The organism is Leptospira sarikeiensis (genome assembly GCF_004769615.1).
GTDB classification, from domain to species: Bacteria; Spirochaetota; Leptospiria; order Leptospirales; family Leptospiraceae; genus Leptospira_B; species Leptospira_B sarikeiensis.
In genome coordinates this window covers 73,199-94,766 of the sequence record NZ_RQGF01000025.1, presented here as the reverse complement: position 1 = coordinate 94,766, position 21,568 = coordinate 73,199, and the positions used below count along the sequence as shown (strand labels likewise).

20 protein-coding genes are annotated in these 21,568 nt (G+C 40.1%); 13 read left to right on the top strand and 7 right to left on the bottom strand.

Annotated features, from left to right (window positions below):
• Nucleotides 1–15 precede the first annotated feature (15 nt).
• Both EHQ64_RS09640 and EHQ64_RS09635 read right to left on the bottom strand, forming a co-directional pair.
• Entirely contained in the window at nucleotides 16–816 is an 801-nt protein-coding gene (locus EHQ64_RS09640) for an ABC transporter ATP-binding protein (RefSeq protein ID WP_135649274.1), read from the bottom strand.
• Nucleotides 803–2,284 carry an HDOD domain-containing protein gene (locus EHQ64_RS09635; RefSeq protein WP_135649273.1) on the bottom strand — a complete coding sequence of 494 codons (1,482 nt, stop codon included), beginning with the start codon at nucleotides 2,282–2,284 and terminating at the stop codon, nucleotides 803–805. The genes EHQ64_RS09640 and EHQ64_RS09635 overlap by 14 nt, the downstream gene beginning before the upstream one ends.
• Nucleotides 2,285–2,398: 114 nt before the next feature.
• Between EHQ64_RS09635 and EHQ64_RS09630 the strand changes: the two genes are divergently transcribed.
• The gene (locus tag EHQ64_RS09630; protein ID WP_135649272.1) at nucleotides 2,399–2,686 is read left to right on the top strand and encodes a hypothetical protein; all 288 of its coding nucleotides are present in this window, start codon (nucleotides 2,399–2,401) and stop codon (nucleotides 2,684–2,686) included.
• Between the two features lie 81 nt (nucleotides 2,687–2,767).
• Nucleotides 2,768–3,016: a hypothetical protein gene (locus EHQ64_RS09625; protein WP_135649271.1), complete on the top strand. Its 249-nt coding sequence runs from the start codon at nucleotides 2,768–2,770 to the stop codon at nucleotides 3,014–3,016.
• Between the two features lie 319 nt (nucleotides 3,017–3,335).
• Here the strand turns inward: EHQ64_RS09625 and EHQ64_RS09620 are convergent, their stop codons facing one another.
• The 3 genes from EHQ64_RS09620 to EHQ64_RS09610 form a co-directional block, all read right to left on the bottom strand.
• Nucleotides 3,336–4,187, bottom strand: a complete 852-nt coding sequence (locus tag EHQ64_RS09620; RefSeq protein WP_135649270.1) for a hypothetical protein — start codon at nucleotides 4,185–4,187, stop codon at nucleotides 3,336–3,338.
• A gap of 164 nt (nucleotides 4,188–4,351) precedes the next feature.
• Nucleotides 4,352–4,708 (bottom strand): aspartate 1-decarboxylase, encoded by a 357-nt coding sequence (panD, locus tag EHQ64_RS09615; RefSeq protein WP_008592788.1) that lies wholly within the window; start codon nucleotides 4,706–4,708, stop codon nucleotides 4,352–4,354.
• Nucleotides 4,709–4,714: 6 nt separating this feature from the next.
• Nucleotides 4,715–5,248 (bottom strand): type II toxin-antitoxin system antitoxin SocA domain-containing protein, encoded by a 534-nt coding sequence (locus EHQ64_RS09610; RefSeq protein WP_135649269.1) that lies wholly within the window; start codon nucleotides 5,246–5,248, stop codon nucleotides 4,715–4,717.
• Between EHQ64_RS09610 and lipB the strand changes: the two genes are divergently transcribed.
• The 6 genes from lipB to EHQ64_RS09580 all read left to right on the top strand — a co-directional run bounded on the left by lipB (nucleotide 5,226) and on the right by EHQ64_RS09580 (nucleotide 14,409).
• Nucleotides 5,226–5,915: a lipoyl(octanoyl) transferase LipB gene (lipB, locus tag EHQ64_RS09605; RefSeq protein ID WP_135649268.1), complete on the top strand. Its 690-nt coding sequence runs from the start codon at nucleotides 5,226–5,228 to the stop codon at nucleotides 5,913–5,915. The genes EHQ64_RS09610 and lipB overlap by 23 nt on opposite strands.
• A 66-nt stretch (nucleotides 5,916–5,981) precedes the next feature.
• Entirely contained in the window at nucleotides 5,982–6,944 is a 963-nt protein-coding gene (locus EHQ64_RS09600; protein WP_135649267.1) for an LIC_12071 family protein, read from the top strand.
• A 6-nt stretch (nucleotides 6,945–6,950) separates the two neighbouring features.
• Nucleotides 6,951–7,664: an STAS domain-containing protein gene (locus EHQ64_RS09595; RefSeq protein WP_135649266.1), complete on the top strand. Its 714-nt coding sequence runs from the start codon at nucleotides 6,951–6,953 to the stop codon at nucleotides 7,662–7,664.
• Nucleotides 7,665–7,700: 36 nt separating this feature from the next.
• Entirely contained in the window at nucleotides 7,701–9,290 is a 1,590-nt protein-coding gene (murJ, locus tag EHQ64_RS09590; protein WP_135649265.1) for a murein biosynthesis integral membrane protein MurJ, read from the top strand.
• A 9-nt stretch (nucleotides 9,291–9,299) separates the two neighbouring features.
• Nucleotides 9,300–9,530, top strand: a complete 231-nt coding sequence (locus EHQ64_RS09585; protein ID WP_135649264.1) for a DUF167 domain-containing protein — start codon at nucleotides 9,300–9,302, stop codon at nucleotides 9,528–9,530.
• Nucleotides 9,523–14,409, top strand: coding sequence for an LA_1737 family protein (locus EHQ64_RS09580; RefSeq protein ID WP_135649263.1), 4,887 nt, complete (start codon nucleotides 9,523–9,525; stop codon nucleotides 14,407–14,409). The genes EHQ64_RS09585 and EHQ64_RS09580 overlap by 8 nt, the downstream gene beginning before the upstream one ends.
• A 60-nt stretch (nucleotides 14,410–14,469) precedes the next feature.
• Here EHQ64_RS09580 and groL read toward each other — a convergent pair whose 3' ends face one another.
• Complete coding sequence (gene groL / locus EHQ64_RS09575; RefSeq protein ID WP_135649262.1) at nucleotides 14,470–16,110, bottom strand: chaperonin GroEL; 1,641 nt, start codon at nucleotides 16,108–16,110, stop codon at nucleotides 14,470–14,472.
• An 18-nt stretch (nucleotides 16,111–16,128) separates the two neighbouring features.
• Complete coding sequence (groES, locus tag EHQ64_RS09570; protein WP_135649261.1) at nucleotides 16,129–16,416, bottom strand: co-chaperone GroES; 288 nt, start codon at nucleotides 16,414–16,416, stop codon at nucleotides 16,129–16,131.
• Nucleotides 16,417–16,758: 342 nt separating this feature from the next.
• Here groES and EHQ64_RS09565 point away from each other — a divergent pair, with 342 nt between their 5' ends.
• From EHQ64_RS09565 to EHQ64_RS20525, 5 genes are all read left to right on the top strand, one after another.
• A complete protein-coding gene (locus EHQ64_RS09565; protein WP_135649260.1) occupies nucleotides 16,759–18,270 on the top strand; it encodes a deoxyribodipyrimidine photo-lyase in 1,512 nt (503 codons plus the stop codon).
• A 78-nt stretch (nucleotides 18,271–18,348) separates the two neighbouring features.
• On the top strand, nucleotides 18,349–18,684 hold the full coding sequence (locus EHQ64_RS09560; protein WP_135649259.1) for an Mpo1-like protein: 336 nt from the start codon (nucleotides 18,349–18,351) through the stop codon (nucleotides 18,682–18,684).
• Nucleotides 18,685–18,756: 72 nt separating this feature from the next.
• Complete coding sequence (locus tag EHQ64_RS09555; protein WP_135649258.1) at nucleotides 18,757–18,969, top strand: ArsR family transcriptional regulator; 213 nt, start codon at nucleotides 18,757–18,759, stop codon at nucleotides 18,967–18,969.
• A gap of 231 nt (nucleotides 18,970–19,200) precedes the next feature.
• Entirely contained in the window at nucleotides 19,201–21,399 is a 2,199-nt protein-coding gene (gene amt / locus EHQ64_RS09550; RefSeq protein WP_135649257.1) for an ammonium transporter, read from the top strand.
• Complete coding sequence (locus EHQ64_RS20525) at nucleotides 21,365–21,475, top strand: DUF5360 family protein (RefSeq protein WP_210410840.1); 111 nt, start codon at nucleotides 21,365–21,367, stop codon at nucleotides 21,473–21,475. The genes amt and EHQ64_RS20525 overlap by 35 nt, the downstream gene beginning before the upstream one ends.
• Nucleotides 21,476–21,568: the final 93 nt, after the last annotated feature.

Here is a 21,568-nt window from a genome sequence, read left to right as displayed (position 1 = left end):
TGCGAACTGAGATCTTTACTTTCTTTCTGTTACTGCGACCCAGGTGCCGTTTTTGTTTTCGGCTTCTACCTTACGATCGTAAAGATCGGATAATCTTGCAGAGGTAAATGCCTCTTTGATCTCTCCGGAAAATAGGATCTTTCCCGATTTTAAAAGAGCTGCATGCTCGTAGAAAGGTGGGATCTCATCGATCCTATGTGTGATATAGATGGATGTGAAGCTACGATTCTTCTTATATTCATCTAAAAAATCGATAAATTCTTCTCTAGCTGTTAAATCTAATCCGGAGCAAGGTTCATCCAAGATCACAAACTCGGGAGAAGTGCACATTGCTCTTAAGAATAAGATCTTCTTCTTTTCTCCGGAAGAAAGTGTGCGGAATAGCTGGTTCCTTTTGGCTCCGAATCCGTTCTCTTCCAAGATCCTTTCGGCTTCCTTTTCTTCCCAAGCGTTAGATTCTCTATAAAAACCGATAGTATGAAAAAAACCTGTAAGAAGCACATCGTACACTGTAAGACTTTTTTGAAGAGCGCTTTCCTGTTGGGAGGAATCCAGGATCCCGATCTTATTTCTGAGGATCTGTAAAGGGGTCTCCCCGAAAGTTTCTCCGAATAGATTGATCCTACCTGCTGTGGGCCAAACGGAACCATAGATCAAATTTACTAAAGTAGTTTTACCGGCTCCGTTCCTTCCCAAAAGAACCCAATGTTCTCCTGAATTGATCTGAAAATCGATCCCGTCTAGGATCGGCGTACCGGACCGATAAAACTTGATCCCATGCAGATTTAGCAGATTTCTAGATTCAGTTTTCTTCATTCGCGATCTCGTAGGCCTTTGCTAATTTTTCGCAGGTCTCTTCGAATTTTGCCTTATCATCCAACTGGAATTTTTTTAACACATTTGAATCCACAGCATAATAGCTGATCTTCTTTTCCAGATAATCGCACATCATATTTGCTACGTATACGGAATCAACTAAATCCGTATAAATCGTGTTAGTCGCCATGAATGCCCTATGATGAAATTCGATCATATTCACTAGGTCCGGAGGGAAATCCCATTTTCTAGCAAGCATTGCTCCTAAAGTAGGATGAGATATCCCTGTAGAAATTTCTTCCAAGATGGTCGAATTGGAAAGATCCCTATTTTTTTGATAAGAGGCTAATCTTTTAAACAAAGTAGGATCCAAAGAAAGCAAAACGAATTTTCCTAAATCGTGGAGTAAGGCTCCGACTGCTGCGATATCGGAAAGTTTTCCAAGACCAGCTCTTTGAGAGATCTGTCTTGCGAAATAACTCGCCAGGTTGGAGTGATTCCACACTTCTTGTAGTTTGGAATATCTTCCTTCCATGATCTTTCGTACTCCGGAGACATACAAAAGATTTCGAACGTTCTTCAGCCCAACGACCTTAACAGCTTGGACGATGGTATTCACCTTATTCCTACTTGCGAAACCTGCAGAGTTCGAAAGTTTTAAAAGATCGGCACTGATCGCCGGATTTCTTTCTATCTCTCCTGCGATTACACCTAAATCCGAGTCTGGATTATTACAAAGGTTTATGATCCTAGTAAGAGTATGAGGAAGAGGAGGAAGTCCTTCCACTTCTGCGAGGATACGATCTTTAAGTTTTGTAGCAACGTCCAAAGGAACGATCTGTTTTGGAATGACTAGTGTCGCTCGAGTGATCTTTCCGTCCGTTTCTATCTTGAATTTATCCGAACCAATCCCTGAGTTTTTCAATAGTAACTGGATAAGCACAAGTCCTAAACCGGCACTTTCTTGGCTATCGGCCATGGAGAGAAAAGCATCTGATAGATCGTTAAATTTACTCGCGGACTCAAGCCTCGCTTTGATCCTCTCCAATTCTTGGGGAAGAAGAGATGCATCATTCTCTACGAGGAAGATCAAATTTTGGTTCATGATCTTCGCACGAAGTCTGACACCAAAATTGGAACCTTTCAGTACTTTTTCCTGCTCGTCCCATTTATGAATGATATCTTCCAAAAAACGTTTCATTCCCTTGTTATAGTGGGAAGGTTCGTTTATGTTCAGACCTTCGGTAAGGAAGAAGATCCTTTTGGCGTTCGCTTTATTTGCGTTCATCAAAAGTTCTTTCAAGACGGTAGAAATGACTTCCGTCAGAAATAATCTGTCTAGATTTCCGAGAACCTGTAAAAGGAGCAGATAAATCTGCTGGTGGTCCTCGTCGGAAATAAACCTGTATTCTAGTTCTATATCTTTGCCGGAAGCGAGAGTTTCCGTGAGTTCGGTAACATTTAGCATTCCCTCAAATTTGGGTCTAAACTCCCTTGTCGCAAGAAAAAAAACGCGCTCAAATCTTCTGTTTCGAGACCCGTTTGTCCGGGGGAAACCTAAAATTATACTGGGAGCCTGGAAATGGATCTAGAGTCGGAAAATCCAAAAGACGAGTCTGCAAAAGTTGGAGAGGATTTGCAGGAAGAACTCAAATTTTTCCTCGAAAATCGCCTGGCCGGTCTTTTGGACGAGGCGGAAAAATTCAGGAAGGTAAAACAATCCGTCAGAAAGGATAGGGGTAGGTTTTTGAAGAAAGAGTTCCAAGGAGAGAAAAACCAGGGTTTTTTACCCTTTCTTTATTCCGTTTCCAAGAACCAGGGGGAGAATCGTGAGGAACCTGGGTCTAAAGTATCAGGAGACGAACCATGAATCTGGTCCAAACCCTAGATTATTTTCTCATTAGACAAATAAAGATGGACATTTGTATGGAACGATCCAAGGTAGAGGTGGATGGATAACAACTTCTTCTTCGAAGAGGCCCCTGAGGATTCGGAGAGTCGGGATATCTTAGATATCATGGACTCCTACCGGTACATGAATTCCTCGTATTTTTTCGATTTTATATCGGATGGACGATGGGATCATGGGAAAGGTTGGGTGGAGAAAAACATCGACCGAGGACTCTGGACCACAAGATTCGTTCCGGGCAGTATAGATCGTTATCGTAGACCAGGATCTGGCTCTGGCCAAAATCCCTGAGGACTAAAAAAGGACCCCTGTGAGGGTCCTTTTTTTATACGCTGACCATTTTAACCCTGGAAGGTGCCGGTATTGGGCTTACAATTTTAGATTCACGCTAAGGCGCTAAGATAAGAAGGTTCTTATATTTAAATGCTTGGCAGTTTCTTGAATTGATTTGGCGAAAGACTATTTCATAATCTCTGTGGATTTGCGTCTCTGCCTGATAAAAGGCGGAAGCTCTTCTTCACTTCGCGGCTTCGCGTGAAAAATTTGTTTATAAACAAAAAAGGACCCTTTCAGGTCCTTCTTTTTAGTTTTAGATTTAAAAATCTGATCTTTAGTTAACGAGTTTTAATCCGTTGATATCTACGATCTTACGGTAAACCAGTTTGTTTTTCTCTTTCTGAGGGTTGAAGATTAGAACTACAACCTTATTGAAAGTGAAATACCCTGGGCGGTATTCAGTATAATGATGAGAGAAGATAGTAGTCTTATACTTAGCGTTGTAGATCGTATAAGTGTGTTTGCTCAAACTATCATGCTTCTGTTTTTGTAGATCTTCAGCAGTTTGAGGAACAAAATTACTAACTAATACCTTATCCTTATTCGGGCCTTCTTCTCCATAGAGAATGATCGGAAGAGCGTCTTTAGGGTTATTGGTAAGATAATGTACAAGTTCATCCAAATTCGGATTTGGCATCTTGATCTTTTCGCCCTTAGAGATCTTTTCGTCGTAGTTCTTCTTAACTTCTCCGAAACGTTTATCTCCCCAAACGGCCTTATTGTCCAGTTTTACAGGAACTAGGTTATGGAAGTTTACCACCTTAGTGCTTTCTTCCACATCGAATTGTCTCCATTTAGGGAAGGGGACCAATTCTCTTCTATCATCCACACGAGAGAGTGGAGTTTCATTTACCGCTAAAATATAAACGGAGAAGTTTGCAGCGTCGAAGTCTCTGTTTTCGAGTTCTACCATTACGTCCATGAACTCGCCTTTTCCGTTGTCCGCATGTCTGCGGAAGAAGGAAACATCTTTGACGAGTAGCCTATCATCATAATAGGCAAGGGGATAAAATTCAACTCCGCCTTCGGAACCTTTTCCTTCCTTTTCAGCGTTGTTTTGGCCGGAGATGCCATTTCCCAAAATTAAGAATAATAGGATGAAAGAAAATTTTGCGATGGATTTCATGCGGTTTATTATCCCAGTACGGTTCTTCCTATTGAATATCGACCAAACTACCACGAAACTTAGGCTACAGTTTCGTTTTTTATCGAAAAAAAAAGGGTTTTGGCTCGTTTCGACCGAATGGCATCGATCTTATCGAATTAGGGAAATTTAGTCCAGCCGTATATTTAGGCTTTTTTGATATGGTTCTTGTCGTCCACAAGAACGACTTGAGGTTTATAACCTTTCGGAAGGTCTTTCTCCTCTAAGGAACCGTAGGAGATGATGATAACTTTGTCTCCTTTCATTCCAAGGCGAGCTGCGGCACCATTCAGACAGATCTCTCCAGATCCACGTTTACCTTCGATCAGGTAGGTCTCGAATCTTGATCCGTTGTTTACGTTGACTACGGAAACTTTTTCGTAAGGAAACATTCCAGCCGCGTCCACGAGATCCATGTCCACTGTCAGGCTCCCCTCGTAATTCAGATCTGCATCTGTTACGGTGGCCCTATGAATTTTTCCTTTGCAAACAGTGATGAGCATTCGTTTTTACTCGCTAAAAAGTACCTTAAATATTTTGCCCGAGATATTCAAAAGCGTTTTTCTTTTGAAGAAATGGATTTTCGTATTAATAGTTTCTTTGCTAAACTTAATTTCCGAAAAAAGAGGAGTGATTACGTAGTTTTCATACAAATTCGGATACACCCGATTTTCGTCGTACACACTTCCCTTGAAATTTTCCAGAACCTTACGAAGGATCCTTTTTTCCTGACGGTTCAAGTCGATCTCGTCCTCGTGCCCAGAACCAACCCAGGTTAATAGATAACCAGCGATCCCGGTATCCGTTAATTTCGGAGTCACATCTATTAGACTGTTTTCCTTTAAGTGGAGCAATGCATTGTTCAGCTCCATCGGATAGGGAGAATCTTCTAAATGGATATATTTTTGCTCAGTAATTACTTTGGCGTATTTTTGGAAGAATACTCCATCTGACAAATAGATCAGTTTAGCGAGTTCCTGACGGTTTCTTCCGCGAGGAGATCTTTGTAGGATAAAGGAGATGACTTCGAGCAGCTTTTCCATAAATAATACGAGTGTGCAGGCTTTTTCCCTGAAAAATCCCCTTCCTTATGAAGATTACGTCCGCTTCCAAGAGAAGTCCAGGGCGAAAAGAAGAGAATCGATTCTATTTTTGGAACACCCTCTTACGATAACCGGGGGGATCAATTACAATATCGACAATCTTCTGCGAAATGAGGACTTCCTTTCGGAAAACGGGATCTCTCTCCAATACATTAAAAGAGGAGGGGATTATACCGCTCATGAGCCCGGACAGATCGTTACCTATATACATTTGGACTTAAAAAAAAGGGAAATTTCCATCTCAGATTTTTTGGATCTGGTATTAGAAATTGCGATACATGCGACTAAAGAAGTTTGGGGACTCACTCTTGTAAAAAATCCGAATGCTCCAGGACTCTATCTTTCCGATTCTCCAAACCGCAAAATCCTTTCCATGGGTGTACTTTTTAAGTCCTGGTTCACGAGCTACGGGATTGCTTTGAATGTTTCCAATGATTTTTCCGCATTCCAGTGCATTCATCCTTGTGGTCAAGACTGGAGATCTATGGTTTCTGTTGCAGGCCTGGGGCTCGATAGCGGAGAAGAGAAAAAAAGGGAATGGAGTAGGCTTTTCCAATCCGAATTTTTGGGCCATTTGTACGGATTTAACTCTAAGATCCTGACCTAAACTGAGAATTTATTCTTTAGAAAAATGCCGAAATCGGCCGATTTTTAAAAGAAGAGAGGTTCTCAGGTGCAAATTTTCAAACATATTCTATTCTTTATTTTAGCACTTTTGATTTGCGAAGGGATTGCTGTAGGAGCCTCTGCATGGTCCTTCTTGGAATCCTCTCTTGCTTCTTTCGAGCAGATCAAAAATTTATCGGATCAGAGAGCAAGAGATACGATCGGTGCGATCTCTAAGTCCAGCGAAGGTAGACTAAGTAAGGACAAACTAGATGATCTAAACTTTGCATTCTCTAGACTCGTAAAAGTGACTTCAGGAGATAAGGAAGGTTTTATTATTTCCGAGATCACCATGACGGATGATTCAGGAGTAGTTCTTGCATCTTCTAATGAAGACTTTGTTTCGGAACCTCGAGCTAAACGTAAGCCTGAACCTAAGTTTTTATCCCCGAATTATACGGCTGCACATCATTTAAGAAAATGGCAAATAGGAACTCCGATCTTACTCGAAGAAAAAAAGGCAATTGATAAGGATAAACTAATGCAAATAGTTTATCCTTATTTTCCGGAGATCCTTGCGCCGGATGTACTTCTTTCTATGGCGGTCTATCATCCTGAAAAATTGGAAAGGGTAGCCTCTCTTCATATGAAATACGAAAGAGGGAACTTCGCTCATTTTGTGAAGATCCAAACGGAACTATTCTGGTGGACACTTCAGAATAACGCGATCATCGCTCTTATCTGCGCTCTAATATTAGGATTTGCTCATCTATTGATCAAAAGTGTAAGAACATCTTTCACCAGAGATGGACAATATATCGCAGATCCGGTTGCTCCTCCATTATGGGAGAAGGTGGACTTTGCTCAGACGGAAGGACCTGTTCGTTGGAGAGAAAATTCTCAAATTCCTGCGGCTCAGCCAGTTCAATCTGTTTCTCACTCCGCTCCATCTCATCCTGTTGTTCCTCCTCAGGCTCAACCTGTGAATCGGGAAAAAGCTGAAATTATAGACGCGATCTATTTAGGATAAATCTCTTTGGAAATTCATACTACAAAACTTGGGACCATATTGAAGATCACTCCGAAAGGAGTATTGGATTCTTATTCCGCTTTTGATTTGGTGAGATTTGTCAAGACTAGATGGGAAGATGGAGAAAGACTAGTACTAGTCAATTCTCATCTCATCGAATATATAGAAGAAGACGGGATCTCCGCACTCGTCGAGTTGAAGAACTTTTTCGAGAAGTTCGGTGGAAATATAGCGTTCAGCGAATGGAATGAAGAAAGCCATTTAGTTCTTGGATTATTCGGTCTGAACAAAACCGCAAATTTTTTCGATAAGGAAAAAGACGCGGAAGTTTGGCTTTCCTCCTTAAAGATAGAAGATAGAAGAACAAGATCCGAAAATTTAGAATCGATTTCTTCTCTTCGTCAAACGAAACCGATACAGTTTTACTCCAGTTCTAAAAGTTCTCTTAGCAAATCGGACGTATATGTTCCGGAAATCAGCACTGTTCCGATCCCAGGCCAGGAGACTGTATCTTCTCCTAAGAAAGAAGAAGTTAAAACAAGTTTGGAACATTCTCTGGAACATTTAAAACAAGCACAAGAAAGGATCTTGTACTGTGAATCCTGTAAGGTAAGACTTCGGATCAAAACCTTGGGAAGACACCAATGTCCTAACTGTGGAATTCAGTTTGACGTCAGCCGGACAGGCGGGATTCGATACTTAGAGAAACTATTAGGTTAGTTTTATCAGTCGGAAAAACCGACTACGTAGGATCTTTTGTCCCAAGCCGCTAAAAGAAGTTTTGCTCTTTCCTTCTACACTCTAATCTCCAGAATTTTAGGAGTATTCCGAGATCATTTTATGGCCGTCTCCTTCGGGACGGGCACCGTAGCATCCGCGTTTTCGGTCGCTTATAGATTGCCGAATATGTTCCGCAATCTACTCGCCGAAGGAACACTTTCCCAATCCTTTATGCCTCTCTATTCCGAATCAGATAAAGAAGGGACCGAAGCTGCACGTAGAATGAGCGGGGCAGTATTAAGTTTTCTTTTTGTGATCTTACTCTCTTTTGTAGTTCTTGTTTTTAGTTTTTCTCCATATGCCCTTCCTTTCCTTGTAGGAGGAACTGCGGAATATTCTGGGCTTGTTGTAGAACTTACCTATATTCTGTTTTTTTTAATCGTTACCGCTAGTCTTTCTTCTATCTATATGGCGATCTCGAATGTGAAAAATCGCTTTTTTGTTCCTTCTCTTTCTCCGATCATCCTAAACCTAAGTTATCTTACGGTTTTTCTTGGGATCTTTCCCTTTGTGGAATGGGAACTTTTGACCAAAGTAAGAGTTCTTTGTTTTGCGATCGTAGGAGGGGGGATCATCCAACTTCTGGTCCAAGCATGGTATGTTTCCAAAAATGGAGAAGGTCCTATATTCTCCTGGAATTATAAACATCCTGCTATTTCGAAAATTTTTAATCTGATGCTTCCTGCCGTAGTTGGGGGAGGCTTCTACCAACTTGGACTTTTGGTAGATATATTTTTGGCGAATTGGGTCCAGAACCAAAATCCAGGTTTAGGCGCTGTTGTGAGTTTGGATTATGCACAAAGACTCGTGCAACTTCCTACAGGGATTATTGGGGTTGCACTTGCAACTACAACTCTTCCCGCATTACTTTCTTCTTTAAAACAAAATAGGCATTCTGAGGTTCCTAAAGAGATGTTGGGTGTTCTTGGGTTTGCAGGATTTCTAACTGCTCCGGCAGCACTCGGTATCGGGATCCTTGCAGGGCCGATCTTGGATTCGATCTATTTTGGGGGAAGATGGGATCATCTTGCAACGGAGACTACGATCCTACCTTTGATCTTTTATTCCGTTGCGGTCCCATTTTATAGCATGAATAAGGTTTTGATCTCTACCTTTTATGCATTTCAAGACACAAAAACTCCTCTCAGAGTACAGGCATTTACTTTCGCTCTAAATTTAACTTTGAACTTTTCGTTGATCTTCTTTTTAAAACATTCTGCGATTGCTCTTTCTTCCGCAGTATCTACGATCGTGACTTGGACTTTACTTTCTAGAAGTTTAAAAAAGCATGAAGCTCCTTTTCCTTGGGAAGGTTTTTTTTCCAAGATCGTAAAATTGATCCTACCTCTTCTCTCTATGGGAATTTTTTTATTTCTTTATAAAGAATTTGCCCATCGCCCTGTGATGGATTTTCTTTCCGAAATAGGCCTAGGATACGCGAATTCTTCCAGAATTTCCCTGACTGCAGCTGTTCTGCCGGGGATGATAATTTTTTTCTCTTCTAGTCTGCTTTTGGGATTAGAAGAGATAAGGTTAATAACTGGAAAATTACTTCGCAAAAAGTAATCTTGTCAAGTGTCCGTATTAAAGATAGAAGTCCGGGTAAAACCTAACTCTAAAAAACCTTCCTTAACAAAAGGAGAAGACGGGATTTGGGTTGTGGCGGTTAAAGAACCAGCGACTGAGGGAAAAGCAAATGACGCGATCTGTCGGGCGATCGCTGAAGAGTTAGATATTGCTCCCTCCAAGGTCCGGATCGTAAAAGGGGAAAAAAGTAAACGGAAACTTTTGGAGGTATATGATTAGGGTCTTTTCGAAATTTTATCTTCCAAAACTCAGGCGAACTTCGTTCCATTTTTTAGTTTTTCTTATTTGTTTCTCTTCCTTTGAGTTGGGAGCCGTCGACTATTTCGATACCTTAACCGAAGATAAAAAACCTATCTTAGGAAGTGATAAGGAAGATAAATACACCTTTAGGCTTCCTCCTTTTGCAAGTGTGGAGAATTGGGGCCCACATTACTCGGCAAACGCTTTTATACTTTTCACATATACGAATTATCCTAAATTCACTCGTACAAGTTTCTTTCCTCTTTTTGATCATTTGTCCGCAAAGGAAAATGGATCTTTTCGCTCTTATGGATTCCCTTTTTACTTCGCTCAACGTATCCAAAATGCTCAATCGGATACAGGAGTAAATTTTTCCTTACTTCATTATAATTCGTATGAAGATCGAGGCCCACAATTTTCGGATAGTTGGGTCTCTTTTCCTTCCTTTCTACCTTTAATTGGTAGGAATAGAAAGATCGAAAATGGAAGAGAGGAAGTGTTCCGCTTTGCGGTCCCGTTTTTATTCTTTAGGAATAGTAGCCCATCTGAAACTTGGAATCACTTTCTGATCTTTCATTGGGGTGAAGATAAAGAATCAAATTACGGATCTATTTTGCCTCTCATGTATTGGGGATCTGGAAAAAGGAAATTTCATTTTAGTTTTTTTCCGATCTTCTTTTATAATACCTATTATAATTCTTATTCAGATAAAGAGAATTTTCATTTTACGATCTTTCCTTTGTTTTCGTATAATTCTTGGGACTCCGGACAGGAAGGATCCTTTTTCACTCCGATTTTTGGCCAAACCTGGAAAGAAACTCCTCAATTGGGAGGAGGAGGTAAGTTAGAAGAGAAGTTTTCCTATTATCTGCTCTTATTCTTAAATAGAAATTATGAAAATGGAGAGCTAAAAAAATATTCTGCTACGATCCCGATCTTATTTCAAAGGAATTGGGAAGATGGAAAATCGAATACAAACATATTATTGATCAGTGGTTGGAATACGAACGAAAAAAGCGAATATTCTTCATCCTATTTATTCCCTCTTTTCTTTCATAAGAAAAACGATTATTTATATTTTTTCCCTCTATATTTTGATAATGGATCGGAAAAGTTCGGGATCATCCCTCCTTTTTACTATAAAAACACCGCAACAAATTTTGATCTTTACGCTTTGAATTTTTATTATACTAAGGATTGGAACGGTTCTTCTAAACTTTTATTCTTTCCTTTATATTATCATTCGTTTAAGCCGAATGAGTCCAAGGTAATTACACCGATTTCCTATTATTCATCGAACGAATCTGGAACAACTACACTTCTACCTTGGTTCCTTTATTATCGAAATAAGGAGAAGGAAGCCTCTCAGAATTATCTTATCAATACTTACCTGTCTTGGAATGAAGAAGGGAAATTTAAGCAGGGATTTTTCTTCCCGCTTTGGTTCTATAGATCCAATCAATATTTTCATTTTCTACCTCTTTGGGCGAAGGGAAATAAATTCGGAGATGAATACACTTGGATCATTCCATTGCTCACATATTGGGACAAAGATAGGACTTGGATCGGACCTTATTATTCAAGGAAGAGTGAAACGGGAGATCGATATGAGAAGTTGGTCGTACTTCCTTTTTTCCAGTGGAGTAATACGACTGAGTATAAAGAGTTAATTACACCTTTATCTTATCAAAAAGAATATAAGACAAAATTTGAAAATTATTCACTGATCACATTATACGAAAAATATGATACTGACCAAGAATCCAGAAGAAGGATCTATCCGTTCTATTTTTCGAATAATACCAACGAATATTCTTACTGGAATGTGCTCGGGCTTGCAGGCAGAGGCCTTGATAAGGCGGGCGATCCTAGATATACTTACTTCTTTCCTTTATATTTTTATAAACGGGATAGCTTTTATCTTGTTTTACCTTTGTTTTTGAAATTTGGGAACGACGAAGATAATCACAAACATTTCGGTCTTTTTCACTATTATAATACTTCGGCTGAGAAAGATAATACTTGGATCTGGCCTGCCTTATGGTTTACGAATATTGATAAGGTGCGTAAAGAGGAATTTACCACTAAATTCCTTCTTTATTGGAATTGGAATACTCCACGTAGCAAAGGGAATATCGTGCTCCCTTTTTACTTAAAATATGAAGAAGCGGATAAAACTTTAGAGCTTGTGCTTGCTTACTCTTCTTCACAAACTCTTGGCAATTTTGGAGCTGGGGCGGGGGCTACGGAAAAAGATTATTATTTAGATACCGATGTTTCTATATTTTATAATCTGTTCAGTATTTCCGCAAGGTCTTCTATTTCTAAGGAAACTCTGGAGTTTTGGAAATCAAAACATCCTGCAGAAGAGATCCCGATAGAAACGATCAAAAAAGAAGCCGCTTCTGAAAAGAAAGAAGAGGGTGACGGTTTAAATAAATATAATAGATTAACTAGAGATAATGTTCGTTCTTTCTGGGGAGTAAGCGCATTATTCGGGATTTTTAGTTATGAACAAGGAGACGATAGGCGACATTTCCGTCTTCTTCCTCTAAGCTGGTTTTCTTGGTCTAAAAAAAGTTCGGATAATGTTTTTGCAGGTCCTTTATTTTTCTTCAGCACGATCGGAGATGAATCTTATTCGGTTGTATTTCCTTTTTATGCAAGCCAAACAAAAGGAGAAGATTATTTAAAATCTTATCTTCTATTCGGTTTCATTCGTGGAAAACAGGGGCAGGTAAAGGATTATTCAGTTCTCTGGCCGATCACACGGTTGTATTTTTCTCCGGATGCTTGGGGTTTTAGGATTTTTCCTTTGGTCGCACATGATCAATCTAAGGACCATTCTAGAACGATCTCTCCTTTATATTATAGAAAGAGGATCGTGGAAGGAAATACTACGACTAGGTCTTTTCATTCTTTACTTTTACCTCTGTTCCATTCTGGCTCGGAAACGAACCGAAATGGGGAAATATTTCAAGAGAATTCTTATAGTTTATTGATACCGTTTTACTTAAGTTACGGTTTAAGTTCTCAATCTTCAGCTGGAGAATCCTCAGAATCGAATTTTTATACTTTATTGTCCGCTTATTCTAATAAAAAGGAAACGAATGGAGCTGAATCTTCATCTCTACTCACTCCATTCTATTATTTTAATAGATATAAGGCAGCTGGAGAAACTCCGGAACAAGCAACTAAAACGGATTTCTTACTTATTCCGGGGCTTTATTATAAGAGGAATTTAACCGAAAGCACATTCTTCCTGCTTGGATATTATAGTGAATCTTCCGGTTCTGTGTCTAAAGGAAATTTTTTAGGAATAGTTTCTTCCTCCAATGAGAAGAACGGAGAGAATGTTTCGAGCTCGTTTCATATTTTTCCTTTTTACTTTACTGGTTCTAAAAAAGAAGGAGAGAAGACAGTCGAAAGTTATACGACTGTTCCGGTTTTGTACTACGGCTATAAAAAAGGAAATGAATCCGGTTGGAATGTTTTGGGAATTTTGAACGGTTCCGGTTCCGACAGGGAGAGTTCTTTTGCGATCTATCCTTTCTATTCTAATGCGGAGAGAAATATCCCGAATGTTCTAAAGGAACGGACTACTTGGGGACTTTTATATTATTCGGACAAAACACAATATGAAAATGGAAATTCGGATTCTTACAATTTGAATCCATTTGGATCCTTCTCTTCAACCAGGTCAAAATTTTACGAATCTTCTTCTTCCTTTTATTTTTTACCGATCCCACTCTTATATACAAATTCTACATCGTATAAGTCAGAGAAGAGTGAAACTTCATCTAGAGAAGTTACTTTCCTTAAGCTGATTAATTATAATAGTTCTTCAACGATTGCGAATGAAGATAATTATCCCAAAAGTGCTGTTAATAATAGCACTGGATTTTCTGCATTATTCCTTTTCTCGAATGATTTTTCCAGTTCGGAAAATTATAGAACGGGAGAGAAAAGTTCTGAAAGCCAAAGTTATCTATTTCCTTTATACTGGTATAATTCCAGAAATAGTTATAATGGAAATCAGAAACATTTAAATTTTCTTATATTCTTTGATTATAGATCCAAAAATTCGAGTGTGGAAAGGTTGGTCTTTGGTCCCGCTTTTTATTTGGACAATTCTGAACGTACTGCTTATGGTTTAGCTCCACTTGCGTTTTATAGACAAAGTAAAGAGTCTAGGTTTTGGTTTACTCTCGGTCTCTATGGTTATACGGATAAAGATTGGGATCGCTGGGGATTTGCAGGAATTTTCGATACAAATTATGAATCAACTTGGAAACGTAGGAACTTCAATTTATTCTTAGGTTTGATCCATATAGAATTGGAAGAACAAAGAAGGAAGGTAGCAATTTTCGGTGGTCTACTCGGAGGCCATGAGCGTAGTCCTGATTATTCAGATACAAATCTTCTATGGTTGCGTTATCGTTCTTCTCCAGGCGATACTTTGGTGAATCTACTTCCTGTATTGTATTATCATTCGGATCCTGCTGGAACTTCTACACTGCTTCCTCCGGTACTCGGATACTTCTCTTCCGAAAAAGACGGAAGGTTCGATATGCTTGGCTTAGGATTATTATATTACAGAAATCAAAAGATCTCTCAAGACGAAGATCTGATGCTCGTTGGCCCCGGATTATTCTATTATAGAAAATATCCGAACTTAAACGGATTGAATGCGATGGGAATTTTAGCAGTTCCTGGACTTGGTGGACTTCTTTGGGATTGGGAATATGAAGAGAAGACCAAGTATAGTCGCCATGCGATCCTTTCCTTACTCTATACGAATGTAACGAATAAAGAAGGGAAAACTACGAATAAGATCTTCGGAATTCCTCTCTGGTAAAAAATAAAAAAGCCGAGGATCTCTCCTCGGCTTTAACTTTCCTGAAAGGAAGAGCAGGCATTACATCATGCCGCCCATTCCTCCCATACCGCCCATTCCACCCATAGGAGGCATTCCGCCACCGTCTTTTTCAGGCTTGTCGGTGATTGTAACTTCTGTAGTTAACAACATTGATCCGATAGAAGCAGCGTTTTGGAGTGCAGAACGAACTACTTTCGCAGGGTCAACGACTCCGGCTTGTAGTAGGTCTTCCCACACCATAGTAAGAGCGTTGAAACCTTCGTTTCCTTTTTTACTTTTTGCTTGCTCTACGATTACGGATCCTTCCAGACCAGCGTTAGAAGTGATCATACGGATCGGTTCTTCTAATGCGCGGAAGATAATTTTTGCTCCAGTAGCTTCGTCGCCTTCTAATTTAAGACCTGCAACTGCTTCTTGAGCTTTTAGAAGAGTTAATCCACCACCAGGAACGATTCCTTCTTCTACTGCTGCGCGAGTAGCTGAAAGTGCGTCTTCAACACGGTGTTTTTTCTCTTTCATTTCTACTTCTGTTGCTGCACCAACGTGGATCACTGCAACACCGCCAGCAAGTTTTGCTAGACGTTCTTGGAGTTTTTCACGATCGTACTCGGAAGTAGTATCTTCGATCTGTTTTTTGATCTGACCTACACGACCTTGGATATCTTTAGAAGCACCTTGTCCTTCGATGATGGTGGTGTTTTCTTTATCCACGGTAACTTTTTTAGCGCGTCCCAGTTGTTGAACCGTTGCGTTTTCCAATTTCATTCCGAGGTCTTCGGAAATCACTTGTCCGCCGGTAAGGATTGCGATATCTTCCAACATCGCTTTACGACGATCTCCGAATCCAGGAGCTTTAACAGCAACGCAAGAGATAGTTTTACGAAGAGTGTTCACTACGATAGTAGCTAATGCTTCTCCTTCTACTTCTTCTGCGATGATCACTAAAGGTCTACCCGCTTGAGCAACTTTTTCCAATACAGGAAGAAGGTCTCTCATAGAAGAGATCTTTTTGTCGTAAATTAGAATATAAGGATCACTTAAAGTAGCGATCATTGCTTCAGGATCGGTTACCATATAAGGAGAAACGTATCCACGGTCGAATTGCATACCTTCTACCACGTCTAAAGTGGTTTCGATAGATTTTGCTTCTTCTACGGTGATAACTCCGTCTTTTCCGACTTTGTCCATAGCATCTGCGATCAGATTTCCTATATCCTTGTCGTTATTTGCGGAGATAGTCGCAACGTTAGCGATATCTTTTTTGTTTTCGATCTTAACTGAACGTTTTTTGATACTTTCTACTGCTGCATTAACTGCTTTGTCGATCCCGTGTTTAAGGGCCATTGGGTTTGCACCCGCAGTAACGTTTTTCAATCCTTCGTTAACAATGGATTGAGCGAGAATAGTAGCGGTGGTAGTTCCGTCCCCAGCGACATCATTTGTCTTAGTGGAAACTTCTTTTACCATCTGAGCGCCCATGTTCTCGATAGAATCTTCTAGTTCGATTTCTTTTGCTACGGTAACTCCGTCCTTAGTGATGGTTGGAGATCCGAATTTTTTGTCGATTACTACGTTTCTTCCCTTAGGACCAAGGGTAACTTTTACAGCGTTTGCAAGTTTGTTGACGCCTTCTAAAAGTTTGCGTCTAGCTGATTCATCATACTCGATAATTTTTGCCATTTTAATTTCCTCGGCCTATTACTTTTTCACGATGGCAAGAATGTCGCTTTCGCGGATGATTAAGTATTCTTTACCTTCGGATTTAATTTCAGTTCCGGAATATTTGCCGTATAGAACGACGTCGCCGGCTTTAACTTCTAGTGGTATAAGCTTTCCGTCTTCATAACGTCCGCTTCCTACTTCTACAACTTTTCCCTCTTGCGGTTTTTCTTTAGCCGTATCAGGAACGAAGATGCTGCCGATTTTTTCTTCAGCTTCTTGTTTAGGCTCGACCAAAACACGGTCACCTAGCGGTTTAATCGCCATGACTTTCTCCTTTTAGCACTTGAAATAAATGAGTGCTTGAATATAAATTCCAGGAAATCCGAAACAGGGGTAGGCGGTCAAGCACTTTGGACTGAAGAGTGCTAAAATATTCATCAAAACTCGTCTTACTAGCCGAATTTTTCATTTCCCGTTTTTTCGGGAGAGAAGTCTAACACCGAATTGGAAATAGAAAAAGGTTGTGCACGGAGACCACAGTGTTCACGGAGTATTTTATTTCGAGATCATTCTTTGAAAGCATTGTCTTCGGTTGAATTTTGACTTTATTCATTCTCAGTGCTCTCTGTGTCCTCAGTGCGAAAGAATATATTAGGTTAGGATCATTTGTTTTCTGAGAAAAATTTAATTCGGGTTAGGGAGGGGAATAAGAAGCCAGTTTTAGAAGAAGGAGAGTACATTCTCTATTGGATCCGGGCCAATCGTAGACTCGCATGGAATCATTGTCTGGATTACTCCATTCATTTGGCGAAGAAGTTCCAAAAACCATTAGTGATATTCGAATCTGTGATGATGGAATTCGAATGGAGTTCTCCTAGACTTCATCGATTTCTTTTGGAAGGGATCTGTGATACTGCAGCAGATGCGGAAAAACTTGGATTTACTTATTGGTCTTTTGTAGAAACGGAAGAACATTCCCTTTCCGAAGTTGTTCCTACAGTTTTAAAAAATGCATCGGCAGTGATTACAGATGATTTCCCTTGCTTCTTCTTGCCGGAACATGCAGAAACATTATCTGAACAATTAAGTTGTAAACTTCTACTCATAGATTCGAATTCAATTACTGCTTTGGCTTCTTACGAAAAATCTTTTGAATACGCGAGAGTGTTCCGACCTAGACTTCATGACCGATTTGTAGAATCATATATCCTTCGTTCCGATCCAAAGCCGAAATCCAAAGGAATCCCGAGTTCGGAGCATCTAAAGAAACCGAAGTATCTTTTCTCTGCCAAAAAAGAAAATATAAATAAAACTCTTAGCAAGATGAGATCTAAATTTCCGAATGTTCTTCCTGTCTCTTCGAAAATAGGAGGAAGGGTAGAAGGTTTGAAGATCTTAAAGAATTTTTTAAAGGAAGGGCTTCCCTTTTATTCGGAAGAAAGAAGTGAACCTAGGCCCCCCGATCGGATGAAGGCTTCTGCTCTTTCTCCTTATTTACATTTTGGAATGATCTCCGTGGACGAAGTGGTTACTGCGGTTTTGGGATCGGATCCAAAGATAGATTGGAGTCCGGACCGGATCAATCATTCCCAAAGAGGAAAGAACGAGGGATTTTTTCATCCGAATCCTAATATAAATTCATTTTTGGAAGAATTGCTGACGTGGAGAGAGTTAGGATACCTTCTATTTTATAAGTCTCCAAGTTTCAGAAAGGATCTTTCTATTCTTCCTACATGGGCGAAACAATGCCTACAACTTCATAGAGGAGACGAGAGAACGTATTTGTATACGAAGGAAGAATTCGAAAATGCAAAGACACATGACCCAATCTGGAATGCCGCCCAAAAAGAATTGGTCCTAACCGGAAGTATGCAAAACTATCTTAGGATGTTATGGGGGAAAAAAGTAATAGAATGGTCTTCTAGTCCGGAAGAGGCATTTCGTATATTAGAAGATTTGAATCATAAATACGCGTATGATGGTAGGGATCCGAATTCTTATACTGGGATACTTTGGTGTTTCGGAGCATTCGATAGACCTTGGTTCCCTGAAAGAGCTGTTCTTGGGAATATTCGTTATATGTCTTCCGATTCTACTGCCAAAAAATTTAAACTAAAACCCTATTTGGAATATATACAAGGTTTAGAAGGTCTTTCTGAACCAGGGTTTTTTAAATAACGGATGTTATTCAATGGTAAAGAGAAATAGTTGCGGATTCTTTTCCATATTATATAATGTAGCTCCGGAGGGACAAAGATGACTGAAAATAAAAAATACGAAACCCTACAGGAATTCTGGCCATTCTACTTAAGAGAACATTCGAATAAAATGAACAGAGTGTTCCATTTTATCGGAACTAGCTTTGCGTTGGCATTCATTGTTTCTGCAATCTTCTTCTTAAATCCTTGGTACTTGCTGGGAGCTTTGTTTAGCGGATACTTATTTGCTTGGATCGGGCATTTCTTCTTAGAAAAGAACCGACCTGCTACGTTTATTTATCCGTTCAAATCTTTCGTAAGCGATTGGAGAATGTATTTCTGCACGATTACTGGTCAGCTCGGCAAAGAACTGCAAAAAGCGGGCGTAAAATAATCTAATCTCGGCCCGGGATTTCTCTTTCCGGGCCATCCTATCCATCCAATGTAAGTCCGTCGGACTTCCTACATGTCTAAACCTAATCTTTTTAAACCTGCGAAATTATGCTATGGCCATATCGGAGGCAAACTCGGATCCCTTCTTGTTACATCCTTTTTGGAGAAAGGTTGGATCGCAAAAGACGATCCGGATGATAAACACCTTTATATAACTAGTAAAGGGGAGAAGGAATTCCAGAAGTTAGGTATTGATATTTCTCAAATCGGATCTGAAAAGGCCTAAAACCTACATCCATAAAGGGATGCCATTTTATTTATTGAGCCTCGTTATGCGAAATTCCTACAAAAATTGATACCCTATTTGAGGGATCTCACTCCCGGCTTAGGGACCAAATTTTGTCTTCTTCGTTTATTAAGACTACGTCAGAAATTATTGAACGGTTTTCGTTTTTTTCTTTCTCAATCACGAATTAATAGATACTTATGCACATTCTCAAACGAAAAGAGGTTTTCGTTGGATCCCGTTTTACCCGCCGCCAAAGAATTAGCAAAGAATGTAGATACCTTATGGGTCATTTTCGCTTCCGCTCTCGTGTTTTTTATGCAAGCCGGCTTTCTTCTTTTAGAATCCGGATTAGTTCGTTCTAAAAATTCGATCAATGTCGCCATTAAAAATCTTCTGGACTATGTTGTAGGAACAATCTGTTTCTTCTTGGTCGGTTATGGTTTGATGTATGGAACAAGCTTCCAAGGTTGGTTCGGAAAAGATCTATTCCTGCTGGAAGGTTTAGATACTGGAAAGGAGTTTGCATTCTTCTTATTTCAGGTAACCTTTATGGGGACTGCAGCGACAATCGTTTCCGGCGCGGTTGCTGAAAGGATACGATTCCAAGCATATTTACTCTGCTCTCTTTTTGTTTCTCTTTTGATCTATCCTGTTTTTGGTCATTGGGCCTGGGGAGGAGGATGGTTAAGTAAATCAGGTTTTCATGATTTTGCTGGAAGTTCTGTTGTTCATTCCGTCGGAGCCTGGGTTTCTTTGGCGGGTGTGATCGTGCTTGGCCCTAGAAAGGATCGTTTCGATTCGGAAGGAAAACCTAGGGAATTGTACGGCCATAATCTTCCTTTTTCGGTCCTCGGAACTTTTATCTTATGGTTCGGTTGGTTTGGGTTTAATGGGGGAAGCACACTTGCGTTAACGGATGCAGTGCCTAAGATCATAGTCAATACAAGTCTTGCGGCTTGTGCGGGATGTTCCGCTTCTATCATTTTCGATTATATTACAAAGGGTGTTCCTCATGTAGGAGGAGCGATCAATGGGGTCCTTGCTGGATTAGTTGCGATCACCGCAGGTTGTGATGTGATGAGCCCGGCCTCTTCTTTGCTTGTTGGTTTAGTCGCAGGGATCCTTGTAGAAGCCGCCGTTTGGTTTATGGAAAATGTTCTGAAGTTAGACGATGTGGTCAGTGCATTTCCGGTTCACGGGATTGGAGGGATTTGGGGAACTCTTGCAGTTAGTATATTTGCAAGCGACGAAAATTTAAGATCCTGGACCCAGTGGCAGGCGCAACTTACCGGAATCGCTTCTTGCGCGGTTTGGTCCTTTTGTATGGGATTAATCATATTTTTCTTAATGAAGTTTACGATCACTATTCGGGTTTCTTCGGAAGAAGAGGAAAGAGGCCTTAATGAATCGGAACATGGGGCCAAAACGGTGTGGTTGGATCTAATGAATGCGATGAAATACGTCGCGGATTCAAAGGATCTTCGCAAACGAATAGAAGTGGATCCCGGGGTGGAGTCTGGAGCAGTCGCAGAACTTTTTAACCGTCTTCTTTTAAGTTTAACTCAGATCATTGGTGTTGTAAAAGAGAATTCGGATAAGATAGAGAACGAGTCCGAACTTCTGGAAAATTCCACTACAACGATTACAAGAGAGATAGAGAAACAAAAAGAAAGGACTATTTTGATCCGAGAAACTTCCGATCTACTCGAATCTTCTTTAAAAGCCGTCTTGGATCTAGTCAGAGAAGAAAGAACTCGTTCCGTGGAAATGCGCAGGATGTCGGAAGAAATGTCCCAAGGTATGAGAGAGTTGCAGACAGATATTCTCACCTCCGATAAGATCAGCGATACGATCCAATCCATTGCTTTTAGCGGAGAAAAAACATTAGAAAGAACAGTGAAAAGTATGCAAGGCCTGAACGGTTCTGCAAAAAAAGTAGAAGAGCTTGTAGGGATCCTTCAAAAGATCGCAGAACAACTTGGAATGTTATCTATTAACGCGTCTATCGAATCTGCAAGGGGAGGAGACAAGGGGTTTGCCGTAGTAGCAGAACAGATCTCCGTCTTATCCGAAAAAACTGCATCTAATGCAAAACAAGCAAATAAATATCTAAGAGAGATCTGGGAGACTGTAAACGGTTCTTTACAATCTCTTTCCGAAACTGTGGATTCTTTTAAGGCGATCCTAATCAAGATCCCTGAACTTTCCAAAAACATGAAAAATGCATTCGATTCAGTTCGAGATTATTCTCTTAGATCGGATGATCTGGAGGCTTCTATTCAGGGTGTCGCAAGTATGAGCGAATCTGTTGCTGGTGATATGGAAAAACGTTATTCTGAACTCAATCGGATGAGAGACTTTTTCTGCGAGATAGAAGACGGAGCTGTTCGGATTGGATCTCTTTTGGACGATCAGCTTCGATTATAATCTCAGTTGGTGGATACCGAATCTATATCTACTCATATATCCGCTTTATTATATTCCAAAATTGATACGCGCTTAACTTATTAAGCGATTTGTTCGCACGGAGAACACAGAGGTCACAGAGGGATGTTCCCTCGATACGATTCTCTCTTCGTTCGAATCACTCGGGAAC